The sequence below is a fragment of the Staphylococcus sp. URHA0057 genome (assembly GCF_000620265.1).
GTDB classification, from domain to species: Bacteria; Bacillota; Bacilli; order Staphylococcales; family Staphylococcaceae; genus Staphylococcus; species Staphylococcus pasteuri.
In genome coordinates this window covers 114,149-128,472 of sequence record NZ_JHVS01000009.1, presented here as the reverse complement: position 1 = coordinate 128,472, position 14,324 = coordinate 114,149, and the positions used below count along the sequence as shown (strand labels likewise).

The 14,324-nt window shown below is 33.9% G+C and carries 13 protein-coding genes; 4 read left to right on the top strand and 9 right to left on the bottom strand.

Features of this window, described 5'->3' with window-relative positions:
* Positions 1-571: 571 nt before the first annotated feature.
* From ilvA to ilvD, 9 genes are all read right to left on the bottom strand, one after another.
* A complete protein-coding gene (gene ilvA, locus N524_RS0107005) occupies positions 572-1,840 on the bottom strand; it encodes a threonine ammonia-lyase IlvA (RefSeq protein WP_029056082.1) in 1,269 nt (422 codons plus the stop codon).
* A 12-nt stretch (positions 1,841-1,852) separates the two neighbouring features.
* Positions 1,853-2,422 (bottom strand): 3-isopropylmalate dehydratase small subunit, encoded by a 570-nt coding sequence (leuD, locus tag N524_RS0107000; protein ID WP_029056081.1) that lies wholly within the window; start codon positions 2,420-2,422, stop codon positions 1,853-1,855.
* Entirely contained in the window at positions 2,423-3,793 is a 1,371-nt protein-coding gene (gene leuC / locus N524_RS0106995) for a 3-isopropylmalate dehydratase large subunit (RefSeq protein ID WP_029056080.1), read from the bottom strand.
* 15 nt (positions 3,794-3,808) lie between these two features.
* Positions 3,809-4,852 carry a 3-isopropylmalate dehydrogenase gene (gene leuB / locus N524_RS0106990; RefSeq protein WP_029056079.1) on the bottom strand — a complete coding sequence of 348 codons (1,044 nt, stop codon included), beginning with the start codon at positions 4,850-4,852 and terminating at the stop codon, positions 3,809-3,811.
* Complete coding sequence (locus tag N524_RS0106985; protein ID WP_029056078.1) at positions 4,849-6,384, bottom strand: 2-isopropylmalate synthase; 1,536 nt, start codon at positions 6,382-6,384, stop codon at positions 4,849-4,851. Before N524_RS0106985 ends, leuB begins: the two co-directional genes overlap by 4 nt.
* Before the next feature lie 21 nt (positions 6,385-6,405).
* A complete protein-coding gene (ilvC, locus tag N524_RS0106980; protein ID WP_017638117.1) occupies positions 6,406-7,410 on the bottom strand; it encodes a ketol-acid reductoisomerase in 1,005 nt (334 codons plus the stop codon).
* 131 nt (positions 7,411-7,541) lie between these two features.
* Positions 7,542-7,784, bottom strand: coding sequence for an ACT domain-containing protein (locus tag N524_RS0106975; RefSeq protein WP_029056077.1), 243 nt, complete (start codon positions 7,782-7,784; stop codon positions 7,542-7,544).
* Positions 7,784-9,577, bottom strand: a complete 1,794-nt coding sequence (ilvB, locus tag N524_RS0106970; RefSeq protein WP_017638115.1) for a biosynthetic-type acetolactate synthase large subunit — start codon at positions 9,575-9,577, stop codon at positions 7,784-7,786. The genes N524_RS0106975 and ilvB overlap by 1 nt, the downstream gene beginning before the upstream one ends.
* Before the next feature lie 18 nt (positions 9,578-9,595).
* A complete protein-coding gene (gene ilvD, locus N524_RS0106965; RefSeq protein WP_017638114.1) occupies positions 9,596-11,284 on the bottom strand; it encodes a dihydroxy-acid dehydratase in 1,689 nt (562 codons plus the stop codon).
* A 439-nt stretch (positions 11,285-11,723) separates the two neighbouring features.
* Here ilvD and tsaE point away from each other — a divergent pair, with 439 nt between their 5' ends.
* Genes tsaE through tsaD form a run of 4 tightly spaced genes read left to right on the top strand, consistent with a single transcriptional unit; the run spans position 11,724 to position 14,299 of the window.
* Positions 11,724-12,170, top strand: a complete 447-nt coding sequence (gene tsaE / locus N524_RS0106960; protein WP_029056076.1) for a tRNA (adenosine(37)-N6)-threonylcarbamoyltransferase complex ATPase subunit type 1 TsaE — start codon at positions 11,724-11,726, stop codon at positions 12,168-12,170.
* On the top strand, positions 12,167-12,832 hold the full coding sequence (gene tsaB, locus N524_RS0106955) for a tRNA (adenosine(37)-N6)-threonylcarbamoyltransferase complex dimerization subunit type 1 TsaB (RefSeq protein WP_029056075.1): 666 nt from the start codon (positions 12,167-12,169) through the stop codon (positions 12,830-12,832). Before tsaE ends, tsaB begins: the two co-directional genes overlap by 4 nt.
* Positions 12,805-13,269, top strand: a complete 465-nt coding sequence (gene rimI / locus N524_RS0106950; protein ID WP_029056074.1) for a ribosomal protein S18-alanine N-acetyltransferase — start codon at positions 12,805-12,807, stop codon at positions 13,267-13,269. Before tsaB ends, rimI begins: the two co-directional genes overlap by 28 nt.
* Complete coding sequence (tsaD, locus tag N524_RS0106945) at positions 13,262-14,299, top strand: tRNA (adenosine(37)-N6)-threonylcarbamoyltransferase complex transferase subunit TsaD (protein WP_017638110.1); 1,038 nt, start codon at positions 13,262-13,264, stop codon at positions 14,297-14,299. The genes rimI and tsaD overlap by 8 nt, the downstream gene beginning before the upstream one ends.
* Positions 14,300-14,324 lie beyond the last annotated feature (25 nt).

Sequence of the window (14,324 nt, the reverse complement as noted above, 5' to 3'; positions counted from 1 at the left end):
GAACGCTACGAGCTTAGTCGAGCTAAGTGAGTAAGAGAGAGACGAAAAAGAAGAAGAATGCGAGCGTTTATCTCGAGTTGAGAAAGCTCCTTAGCGCCGATGGTAGCAGACTAACGTTCTAAAGCAAAACAGCGATTTATAATCGCATTGTTGTACTTAATAGCTTTAGCTATTAAGTACAACTATATATGCTAGGCAAATAATAGGATGCGATGAGCCGCATTGAGACCGTAAGGTCTCTTTTTTTAATACATAAAAAGTGAAGTGCTTTAAATCATCAATGAAGAGCGGGGCTCCAACAAAGAGAATTTTGGTAGAAAATTCAACAAGCAATGCAAGTTGGGGTAAAGGAACGCTACGATCTTAGTCAAGCTAAGTGAGTAAGAGAGAGACGAAAAAGAAGAAAAATGCGAATGATTGACTCAAATCAAGTTTAGCTCAGCAGTTTAAATAGTTCTAATAAAATTTTATTAACCATTTTTCATAAAGAATAAAGACTAAATTTTAAATAAAATAAAATCGGAGTTACATGGAAATTATTCCACTTAACTCCGATTAGTTTTTACACTAGTTAAATTAATAAAGAGTATAGCATTTTGTTTTCATTAATATATATATTTGAAGGATCAAATATACTTACTTTTTCTTTTAAATGTTGTAAATCTGCGTGATCCTTAAGTTGAATACCAATAATAACTGTACCAGTATTTTGAGATGATTTTTTTAAATACTCAAATTTGGTAATGTCATCTTGAGGGCCGAGCACATCATTAACAAATTCTCTTAGAGCTCCTGGTCTTTGAGGGAAATTAAGGATAAAATAATGTTTCATTTCTTCATATAAAAGTGATCGTTCTTCAATTTCTTTCATACGATTGATATCATTGTTACCACCACTAACTATACAAACTACAGTTTTTCCTTTAATTTGTTGACGATAGTTTTCTAAAGCAGCAACACTTAATGCACCCGCGGGTTCTGCTATAATAGCTTGCTTAGAGTACATATCAAGTATTGTTGAACATACAGCGCCTTCATCTACTTGAACATAGTCATGTACTTTAGATTTAGCTATTTCAAATGTTAAGTCACCAACTCTAGCTACTGATGCACCATCTACAAATTTATCAATTTCTTTCAATGTAACTACTTTATTATTAACGACAACAGATTCATACATACTACTAGCCCCAACAGGTTCTACGCCAATAATATTGGTCTTAGGAGAATAATCATGGAAATAAGTACTAATACCTGAGATTAGTCCTCCACCTCCTATAGCTGCGAATAAATAATCAAACTCAATATTTTCATCTTGAGATTGATGTATAATTTCTTTAGCTAGGGTACCTTGACCAGCAATTGTATAAACATTGTTAAATGGATCGATAAATGTCATATCATGTTGTTTAGTATAATCTAATGCTTCAGCTAGACAATCATCAAAGGTATCACCAGTTAATTTTATTTCTACATTTCCGTTTCCAAAAAACTGAACTTGATTAATTTTTTGTAGGGGAGTAGTTACTGGCATAAAAATGACAGCATTTAAATCTAACTTTTTTGCAGTGTAAGCAACACCTTGAGCATGATTGCCTGCACTAGCACATGTAATACCCTTATTTTGAATTTCTTCAGATAATACGGAGATAGCATTATAGGCACCTCTTAGTTTGAATGAACGTACCCATTGTAAGTCTTCTCTTTTCAAATATACTTTACAATCATATTTTTGAGATAAATAATGATCTAATTGTAAAGGAGTCTCTTTTACTGTATCTTTAAGACGTAAAAAAGCTTTATCGATATCTTTTGTTGAAACTGTTGTTTTTAATGTCATAATAGTCCCACCCTAATGTGCTTTTTCATATTTTTCAATTAAATCTTCATACTGTAATGTTATATCTATATCATCTAATCCATGAATGAGTTTATTTTTCCAAGTTTCATCTATATCAAAATGGAAAGTTTTCTCCGGCGATGAAACTGTTTGATTTGGTAAGTCAACTGTAATTTCTTTAAAGCTTGCTAAATGCTCTCGAGAAGTTTTATCTAATTTAATAGGTAACATAGCATTTTTTGTACAATTCATGTAAAAAATATCACTATAGCTTCCTGCAATAATAATACTGAATCCATAATCTTTTAATGCCCAAGCAGCGTGTTCTCTACTGGAACCACAACCAAAATTATCTCCAGTTATAAGAATACTTGCGCCTTTATATTCTGGCTTATTTGGATTAAATTCTGGATTATCAGTTCCATCTGGTAAATAATGCCATTCATCAAATGCAAAAGGACCAAAACCTGTTTTAGATATACGTTTTAAATGAGCTTTTGGAATGATTTGATCAGTATCGATATTGTCATAGAACAATGGCACGATTTTACCTGTATAAGTGGTAATTGGTTTTATATCCATTTATATAACCACCTTTCTAACATCTACAAATTTTCCGTTAATTGCTGCTGCTGCAGCCATTGCAGGAGAAACTAGGTGTGTTCTGGCACCTTTACCTTGTCGTCCTTCAAAATTTCTATTACTTGTAGATGCGCAATGAACACCTTCTGGAACTTGGTCTGGATTCATTCCTAAACACATTGAACATCCAGGTTCACGCCATTCAAATCCTGCATCTTTAAAAATTTTATCTAGACCCATCGATTCAGCTTCTTTTTTTACAGTACGTGAACCAGGTACGACAATAGAAGTGATATTTGGATGTACTTGTTTTCCTTTTACAATATGACTAGCTTCAATTAAATCTGATATTCTAGCATTTGTACATGACCCTAAAAAGACATATCCTAATTCAATATCTTCGGCTTTTTGACCTGGCTTTAGCCCCATGTATTGATATGCGCGTTCATCATTAGAATCTTTAATAGCAGGGAATGGCGTACTAAAGCTAACACCCATTTCTGGGTTGGTACCCCAAGTGACTTGCGGTTCAAGATTTGTAATATCAATATTAATAATTTTGTCGAAATAGGCATCTTCGTCAGAATAAAGTTGTTTCCATTGTGGTATCATTTCATCTATATTTTTAGCGAATTGACGTCCTCTTACATATTCAAATGTAATATCATCTGGTTGCATCATCCCATATTTTGCACCTGCTTCAATAGCCATATTACAAATAGTCATTCTAGCTTCCATTGATAAACTTTTGATTGTTTCACCGGTGAATTCTAGAGCATATCCAGTACCAAAATCTACACCATATTGATTAATAAGATAGAGGATAATGTCTTTTGCATATACTCCATTAGGTAACTTTCCTGAAATATCAATTTTTAAATTTTTGGGTTTTGTTTGCCATAACGTTTGAGTAGCAAAAACGTGTTCAACTTCACTTGTTCCAATACCAAATGCAATTGCTCCAAAAGCACCATGTGTGGCTGTATGAGAATCACCACAAACAATCGTCTTACCTGGTTGAGTTAGACCAGTTTCAGGGCCGACCATATGTACGATTCCTTGTTCATCTGACCCCATATCAAATATATGAACACCGAAATCTTCTGCGTTTTTTTGGAGGGTAGTTATTTGTTTGTTTGCAATTTCATCTTTGATATTAAAAATATCAATAGTAGGTACATTATGATCTAAAGTAGCAAATGTTAAATCTGGACGACGTAGTTTTCTTTTTTGTAATCTTAATCCTTCAAAAGCTTGAGGCGAAGTAACTTCATGTATAAGATGTAAATCTATATATAATAATTGAGGGTCACCTACATTTCCATGTAAGACATGTTTATCCCATACTTTATCAAATAGTGTTTGTCCCATAAGATGACGCCTCCCTTAAGTGTAATCTTCTTTTAGTAGTTTAATGATTTCGGAAGTACGATATGTTCCTCCTAAATCTGACGTACATTTTCCTTCTCTAATAAATTGATAAATTTTATGTTCTAACTCATTAGCTACTGCAACTTCATTAAAACTTTCCCTTAAGCACATAGCTAAAGATAGTAACATTCCAAATGGATTAGCAATATCTTTTCCTGCTATATCAGGTGCTGATCCATGAATAGGTTCGTAAAGTCTAGTTCCATCTTTACCAAAACTTGCTGATGGAGATAATCCTAGCGAACCAGGAATAACTGAAGCTTCGTCACTTAAAATATCGCCGAATAAGTTTTCAGTTACGATAACGTCGAATTGTGTTGGTCGCGTAATCAAATGCATACTACATGCATCAACAAGTAAATGTTCTACTTCTACGTCAGGATAATCTTTCTTAACTTCATCAACAGTTTTTCTCCAAAGTTTACTAGAAGAAAGCACATTTTCTTTATCTACAGATGTTAATTTCTTATGACGTTGTTGTGCTAACTCAAATGCAACTCTTACAATTTGTTCGATTTCATCACGGGTATAAGTTAAAGAATCTAAAGCATGATGTTCTGAGAGTTCTCTTGGTTCTCCAAAATACAGTCCGCCAGTGAGTTCTCGTACAATAACTAAGTCTGTGCCCTCAACTCGATCTTGTTTAAGTGGAGAGAGGTGACTTGTTCCATTTGTAACAATAGTGGGGCGAATATTAGCATATAAATTAAGTGATTTTCTAAGTTTTAATAATCCTTGTTCAGGCCGTAAATTTGGATTACTCCATTTCGGACCACCAATAGCTCCCAATAATATTGCATCAGCATTTTGACAAGCTTTTAACGTCTCATCAGTTAGGGGAGTGCCATAGTTATCTATAGCTGCTCCTCCAAAATGATGTGTATCTATATGATAATCAAATTGATATTTCTGACTAATTTTCTCTAAGATACCTAGATTTCCATTTAGTATTTCTGGTCCTATGCCGTCTCCAGGTAAAGCAACAATGTTATAGGTCATGATTGGATACCTTCTTTCTCTTTTGTTTCAGCAACATATTTTGCATGGGCTTCAACATAAGCTTTGCAAGAAGCTTTTAAAATATCATGGTCAATGCCTATACCACTAACTTCTTTATTTTCGATGATAAGGTTAACATGAACTTCAGCTTGTGCATCAGTACCTTCAGTGACAGAGTCTATTCGATAATCAATCAATTCTGTTTCACGTTTAAATATTCTATCAACAGCATTATAAATAGCGACAATGGAGCCAGTACCAATGCTTGAATCTTGATAAATATTATTGTCTTTATCTTTAATAACAACTACTGCACTTTGAAGACCATTTGATACAAACTGAAGTTGTAAAGTTTCAAGTTGGAAAATGGCACTTTGTTCATGTTCTGAACCTTGAATTAAAGCATGAATATCACGGTCAGATACAGCTTTTTTCTTATCAGCAATTGCTTTAAATTGCTTAAACAAATTGACTTGATCTTCAGAAGTAATGTCATAACCTAATGCTTTTAGTTTTTCAGCAAAGGCATGCTTTCCTGATAATTTGCCCAGTGGTAATTCAGTTGTACTGACACCTACTAATTGTGGCGTCATAATTTCATAAGTTTCGCGATGTTTTAGAACACCATCTTGATGAATACCAGATTCATGACTAAAGGCATTTTGGCCAACTATGGCTTTATTTCTTGGAACACGAATACCAGCATATCGTGAAATCAAATCAGAAGTATTTTTAGTTTGTTGTAAATTAATTTGTGATTCTAAACCATAATGATCTTTACGAACATATAAAGCTAAAGCAACTTCCTCAAGTGCCGCATTACCAGCTCGTTCTCCTATACCATTTACTGTACCTTCAATGCGTCTTGCACCACCTTCGATTGCAGCAAGACTATTTGCGACAGCCATACCTAAATCATCATGACAATGAGCGCTATAAATGATTTCTTTATCAGATTGAACGGATTCAGTTAATGTTTTAAAAATTTGTCCATATTCAGAAGGGTAACTAAAACCAACAGTATCAGGGATATTGATGATAGTTGCACCAGCATCTACAGCAGTTTGTACGCTTTTTATTAAAAATGAAATATCAGTTCTCGTTGCATCTTCAGGTGAAAATTGAACAACTTCAAAATATTTTTTAGCATATGAAACATGTTCTTTTATTGATGCTAAAACTTCTTCTTGTGTCATTTTTAATTTATATTCTAAGTGAATAGGAGATGTAGCAATAAAAACATGGACACGAGGTTTAGTAGCTAACTTTGTTGCTTCATAAACTGCGTCAATATCTGATTTCTTACATCTAGCTAAGCCACATACTGCTGTTTTTGTTAAAGCTTTAGATATCGCTTCTACCGATTTGAAACTTCCTGTACTTGAAGCGGGAAAGCCGGCTTCAATAACGTCGACTCCCCAATTTTCAAGTTGTTTCGCTATCTTTAAACGTTCGTCAAAAGTAAAATTGACTCCCGGTGTTTGTTCACCATCTCTAAGCGTTGTATCAAATATTTGAATATGGCTACTCATTTTAATCCACTCCTTAATCCATTACTTTTCAATTCGTTTCGATTTAATAAATGGCATCATATCACGTAGATCACGGCCAACTTTTTCAATTGGATGACCAGCTTGTTCTTCACGCATTCTATAAAATTCTTTGAAACCATTTTTATTATCTTCAACGAAACTGTTAGCAAATTTACCGTTTTGAATATCTGTTAATACGGCTTTCATATTTTCTTTAACATCTGGCGTAATCACACGTGGACCAGATACATAATCACCGTATTCGGCTGTATTTGAAATTGAATAACGAACATTGTCCATTCCGCCTTCATACATCAAATCAACAATCAATTTCATTTCATGTAATACTTCAAAATATGCAAGTTCAGGTTGATATCCAGCTTCCACTAGTGTTTCAAAACCACTTTGAATTAATTTATGAACACCGCCACAAAGTACAGCTTGCTCACCAAATAAATCAGTTTCAGTTTCTTCTTTAAATGTAGTTTCAATAACTCCAGCACGTGTAGATCCGATACCTTTTGCATAACTTAATGCGATATCTCTAGCATGGCCAGTTGCATCCTGTTGTACTCCAAATAAGGAAGGGACAGCGCTACCTTCTTCAAATGTACGTCTTACTAAATGACCAGGGCCTTTTGGTGCTACTAAGAATACATCAACATCTTCGGGTGGTTGAATAACACCAAAATGAATATTGAAACCATGTGCGAAAGCTAGGGCATTTCCAGATTCTAAATTTGGTGAAATTTCATTTTTATAAACATCACCTTGAATTTCATCAGGGATGAGTACCATAACCACATCTGCTTGTTTAGTTGCTTCATCAACAGGTAATACTTCAAAGCCGTTCTCTTTAGCTTTATCAAAAGAACGTCCAGGGCGGATACCAATAACAACATCATATCCATTGTCTTTTAAGTTTTGTGCATGTGCATGACCTTGTGAGCCATAACCAATTACTGCAATTTTTTTACCTGCTAGTGCGTCTGTTTTTACTGTTTCGTCATAATATACTTTAGTCATAATAAATTCCTCCAAAATAATTTAAAAATTTGAAATATTCCGAAATTTTAAGGCGATTAACTAGTGATGATAGCAGCTCGTTTAAGATACTGTTTTTAATGAACACTAGCGCATCAAAGGTTAATCATAATTTATGCTGAATGTTGCTCTACACTTAAAACATTAATTTGTTGTTTAAGCTTATTTATTAAAATATTTAATAACTCATCGTCATCAATATTAACAATGAGTTCCATATCTGAAACGTTAGGGTCATCATTACGTTTTTTAACGTGTAATTCTTCGATATTATACTGTAATCTAACAAATGCACTTGTAATTCTATTTAATGTACTTACTTGATTCATTACTTCTAACTTTAAATGTCTTCTCATTAGTATCCCTCCATTTCGTGATTTGCTTTACCACTTGGAATCATTGGATTTACTGGCTCGATAGGAGAGATACGCACTTCGATAAGTGCCGGACCATTATAGTTGAAAGCTTCATCGAGTGTTTCTTTAAGTTGATTAGGTTTATCAATTAAGAATCCTTTAACTCCATATGCTTCGGATAGTTTCATAAAATCAGGTTGATCATTAAATACGGAATGGGAAAAACGTTGATTAAAGAATTTATCTTGCCACTGTTTAACCATACCTAACGTACCATTATTAATTAAGACTATTTTAATATTTAAGCCGTATTCAGGCAGTAAAGCCATCTCTTGATTAGTCATTTGGAAACCACCATCACCAACGAAACAAACAACAGTTTTATCAGGTCTGGCTAGTTGGGCGCCAATTGCAGATGGAATACCGAATCCCATTGTACCTAGACCACCACTAGTAACCCATTGACTGTGACTTTTGAATGGATAAAATTGAGCTGCCCACATTTGATGTTGACCTACGTCAGTAGTCACAATTGCGTCGCCATTCGTAATATGTCCAATATATTCGATAGCTTCTTGAGGTTTGCAAAATGAGTCATTGTTATCTTTTTCATATTTGAAAGGGTAACTTGATTTGTTAGTTTCACAAGTTTGCAACCAGTCATCATGATTTGGTACTTGAACATTAGCGTTTTCTAATTGTTCTAATACATTTTTACAATCTGCAACGATACCTAAATCTGTATCTATCACTTTATTTAATTCAGAAGGATCAATATCTACATGAACGATTTTTGCATTTGGTGCAAATGCATCAGGTTTACTGGCAAGTCTATCGTCGAAACGACTACCTAAATTAATTAATAAATCACACTCTGTTAATGCCATATTACTTGCATATGAACCATGCATACCTCCCATACCTAAAAATAGGGGATGATCGTATGGTACTGCACCTAAACCTAATAATGTTGTGACAGTAGGGATTTTATGTTGAGTTACAAAATTTGTTAATAGTTCATTAGATTTTGAATGATTAATTCCAGCTCCAGCTAAGACTAGAGGCTTTTTAGAGCTATTTAAATAAGATACTAATGTTTCAATATCATTTGAATCAGCTACTGTGTTGACTTGATATCCAGGTAAATCAACAGTTTCAGATAATTCTACATTAGTCGACAAAATACCCATATCTTTTGGAAAATCAATGACTACTGGTCCTTTTCTACCAGTATTTGCGACATGAAAAGCCTCATGAACAATTCTAGGAATGTCTTCTACTTTTTTTACTTGATAGTTTTGTTTAGTAATAGGGGTAGTCATTGATAATAAATCAGCTTCTTGGAATGCGTCTTTACCGATACCAGGTGTAGCGACTTGTCCCGTAAATACAACTAAAGGTAAAGAATCACTATGAGCATCCGTGATTCCTGTTATAGCATTGGTTGCTCCAGGACCACTAGTAACGACGACGACACCTGTTTTACCTGAAACGCGTGCATATCCTTCGGCAGCATGTGTTGCACCTTGTTCGTGCCTTGCTAAAATATGTTTAATTTTACCATCGTAAAATGTGTCATATAAAGGTAGTACTGCACCACCAGGATATCCAAAAATAAATTCTACATCTTCATTTTGTAACGCTTCAACTAACAATTCAGATCCTGGTCTCATTTCATTTAGTGTTTGGTTTTTCAAGTATTCAGGTTTACTAGATTCTGCCACTTTCATAGTGTCGATAGGTTGGTTTGATTCTGAAGTATTGTGTTCTGGCATGTCACTTAATTTAGTCATGAAAATCAACTCCTAATTTTAGATAAGGTTTTCGGGTACTTGCATGATTCCACCCGTATTAGCACTAGTTACTAATGAAGTATAACGTGCAAGATATCCTGTTTTAACCTTTGCTTTAAATGGTTCTAGTTGTTCTCTACGGCGGTATAATTCTTCTTCAGGTTGATCAACGTTTAAAGTTCGGTTAGTTAAATCAATTGTGATTTCGTCTCCGTCTCTGATTAATCCAATTGGCCCACCTGAAGCTGCTTCTGGAGAAATATGTCCTACAGCAATACCTCTTGTTGCACCTGAAAATCTTCCATCGGTAATTAATGCAACGTCTTTACCTAAACCTCTCCCAACAATTGAAGAAGTTGGAGCTAACATTTCTGGCATTCCAGGACCACCTTTAGGCCCTTCGTATCTGATAACTACAACATGACCTTCGCGAACAGTATGGTTATCAATTGCTTCAACAGCTTCATCATGTGAATTGAAACAAATTGCTTTTCCAGTAAATGTTTTAATAGATGGGTCTACCCCTCCAACTTTGATAACTGCACCTTTTGGAGCTAAATTACCGAATAAGATAGATAAACCGCCTTCTTTGTCATAAGGTTTTTCTAGTGAGTGTATAACATCAAAATTTTTAATTTCTTTACCGTCATTATTTTCTCTTAATGTTTTTCCGGTTACTGTAATTCTATCTGGGTGTAAAGTGCCTTCTTTCTTCATTAGTTCATTGATAATTGCTGGAACTCCACCAGCTTCATGAACGTCATGCATAGAGTATGATGAACTTGGAGCAATTTTAGATAAATAAGGTGTTTGCTTTGCTACTTCATTAATTCGTTCTAAATCGTATTCAATTCCAGCTTCATTAGCAATTGCAAGTGTATGAAGTACTGTATTAGTTGAACCACCCATTGCCATATCTAATGCGAAAGCATCATCAATAGCTTCTTTAGTTACGATATCTCTTGGCTTGATGTCGTTTTTAATATTTTCTACTAATCTAAATGCAGCTTCACGAATCATTTCTCTACGCTGATCACTAACTGCTAGGGCAGTGCCATTATATGGTAAAGCTAACCCAAGGACTTCCATTAAACAGTTCATTGAATTGGCTGTAAACATTCCAGCGCATGAACCGCAAGTAGGGCAGGCATTTTGTTCCATATCTAGAAATTCTTCTTTAGAAATAGAACCTTCTTTGAAAGCACCAACAGCTTCAAACATTGATGATAAAGTTAATGCTTTACCTTGGGCAGATAAACCGGCTTTCATTGGACCACCTGAACAGAAGATAGCTGGTACATTTGTTCTAACTGCTGCTAGTAGCATACCAGGTGTGATTTTGTCACAGTTTGGAATATAGAAAACGCCGTCAAACCAATGAGCATTGATGACTGTTTCTGCTGCATCAGCAATGATTTCTCTAGAAGGAAGAGAATACCTCATTCCAATGTGTCCCATAGCAATACCATCATCTACGCCAATAGTATTAAATTCAAAAGGAATAGCGCCTGCTTCTCTAATAGCTTCTTTAGCAATGTCTGCTAGTTCTCTTAAATGTACGTGGCCTGGAACGATATCGATATATGAATTACAAATAGCAACGAATGGTTTGTTCATATCAGTTGGATTTTGAAGTGCGCCCGTTGCGTGTAAAAGACTTCTTGCTGGAGCTTGGTGATCTCCTTTTTTGATCATGTCGCTTCGCATAATTAATTCCCCCGTGTATTATTTTAGAAAAATAAAAAACGCCCCAAAATTTTTTGGGACGTTCATAAGTCCCATTCAATTACAAATAGGACTTAAACATTTAGTAAAAGGATTAATTACTAAAGTTCCAGCCCTTGAGAGTATAATAAAATAATATTGTTTGAAGTTGTCGTTGAATATTGATATGTGTGATTAGTCATTTTATTATACTCCCTTCACTGAATGGTAATTTATTCTGAATAGTTTGAATTGTTTTAAAATTTATAAACTTAATTTACTACATAGAGAAAAGCGTGTCAATAATATTTTAGAATTTTCTTACAATTCATTTTAAAAAATTGTTAATCATATTAACGAAGAAATTAGAGTCAAAATTTGTTACACTAAATAAGTTAATAAAATTCTTGGAAAATGAAAAACATTAATAGGAGAATGGCCTATGATTAATATTAAAGACAAAGATGAAATGAAACAATTTGCTAACCAGTTAGTTGAGTTAATTGAACCAAACGACTTAATTTTATTGAATGGAGATTTAGGTGCTGGAAAAACGACACTTACACAATTTATTGGTCTAGCTATGGGTGTTACACGTACGATTAATTCACCAACTTTTAATATTATTAAATCTTATAAAGGTACAAACTTAAAGTTGCATCATATGGATTGCTATCGATTGGAAGATTCAGAAGAAGATTTAGGATTTGATGAATATTTTGAAAATGAGGCTCTTACAGTGATTGAGTGGAGTCAATTTATCAAAGATTTATTACCAAAAGAAGCTTTAGTTATTAATATAAAAGTTATAGATGAAAGCCAACGTCAAATTACACTTGAAGCTGAAGGGAATCATTATATTGCTATGAAGGAGGCACTTGAACAATGAAATTATTGTTGATAGACACTTCCAATCAACCTTTATCAGTTGCCATTACAAACAATAATGAAACAATTGCTGAAATTAATAATAATTCCAAAGTAAATCATTCAGTGCAGCTCATGCCTGAAATCCAACGTTTGTTTGAACAAAGTGGTATTTCAAAACATGATTTAGATGGAATTGTTGTTGCAGAAGGACCAGGATCATATACTGGTTTAAGAATTGGTGTGACTACTGCAAAAACACTTGCTTACGCATTAAATTGTAAATTGTACGGTGTATCTTCATTAAAATCACTAGCAGCTTGTATAAAAGAAGATTATCGACTTTTAGTACCAATATTTGATGCAAGACGTGAGGCAGTATATACGGGTATTTACCAAAGACAAAGCGATGGAACATTAGAAACTATTTTAGAAGATCAATACATTTCTATTGAAGATTTAAAATCAAAATTACATGAATTTAATCAAAAATATCTATTTATAGGACAAGATACTTCTAAGTTATCTCATTTATTAGAAGGGGAATGTATAGATCAGTTACCACAAGCATCTGTGATGAGTGAACTTATTAGTCAACCTGCTGATATTCATAGTTTTGTTCCAAAATATCATAAAATAACTGAGGCAGAGAGAAATTGGATAAACCAACAAAAGAACAGTTAAATATAAGAAAAATGAGTATAGATGACGTTCCGTCGGTGTTTGACATAGAAAGAAATAGTTTTAACGATAGTTCATGGACAATTGATGCATTTTATCATGAAATTGAAAAGAATGAGTTTGCAAATTATTTTGTCATAGAATTTGATAATACTATCATAGGATATTTAGGGTTATGGATAGTGATTGATCAAGCACAAATTACTACTATTGCAATTACTGAAAAATTTAGAGGTTATGGTTTAGGGCAACTTCTATTAAAATATGTTATGAATTATGCAAGTCACAAATGTGAAATGATGAGTTTAGAAGTAAGAATAGATAATATAGTAGCGCAACATGTTTATCAAAATCTAGGATTTCAATATGGTGGTAAACGAAAAAATTATTATGGAGAAGGGCAGGATGCATTAGTGATGTGGGTGAATTTAAGTGAATAATAATCAAACTTTGATATTAGCAATAGAGACAAGTTGTGATGAGACAAGTGTAAGTATTATAAAAAATGGAACAGAGATATTATCGAATACGGTTTTAAGTCAAATAGAGAGTCATAAACGTTTCGGTGGAGTTGTGCCTGAAATTGCAAGTAGACATCATGTTGAAGGGATTACAACAACGATTGATGAATCTTTACAAACGGCTAATGTATCTATGAAAGATATCGATGCTATAGCTGTAACTCAAGGACCAGGTCTTATTGGAGCATTACTTATTGGCATTAATGCTGCAAAAGCTTTAGCGTTTGCATATGATATCCCATTAATACCTGTTCACCATATTGCTGGACATATATATGCTAATCATTTAGAAACACCGCTCACATTTCCACTCATAGCCTTAATTGTTTCAGGTGGCCATACAGAATTAGTTTATATGAAAGATCATTTAAATTTTAAAGTAATAGGTGAAACAAGAGATGATGCAGTAGGTGAAGCATATGATAAAGTAGCTCGCACAATTGATTTACCTTATCCTGGTGGACCTCAAGTTGATCAATTAGCAGCTAAAGGCCAAGACACTTATCAATTTCCTAGAGTATGGTTAGAAAAAGATAGCTATGATTTTAGTTTTAGTGGATTGAAAAGTGCAGTCATTAATCAATTGCATAACCAACGTCAAAAGGGACAAGATATAATTCCAGAAAATGTAGCAACAAGTTTTCAAAATAGTGTTGTAGAAGTAATAACTACTAAAGCTATTCATGCATGTAAAGCTTATAATGTTGATCGACTAATTGTTGCTGGTGGCGTAGCCAGTAATCGTGGCTTGAGAGAAAGTATAGCCAGTCAGTGTGAACAAAATAATATTCAATTAACAATACCAGCACCAAAATTATGTACTGATAATGCAGCAATGATTGGTGCTGCAGGTCACTATTTATATTTAGCTGGTAAACGTGGTGATATGGCTATGAATGGCCAAAATAATATTGATATAGAAGATTTTACAATAGAATCTACTTTATAAAACAAAAGTCAGTAGTGAGAGAAAA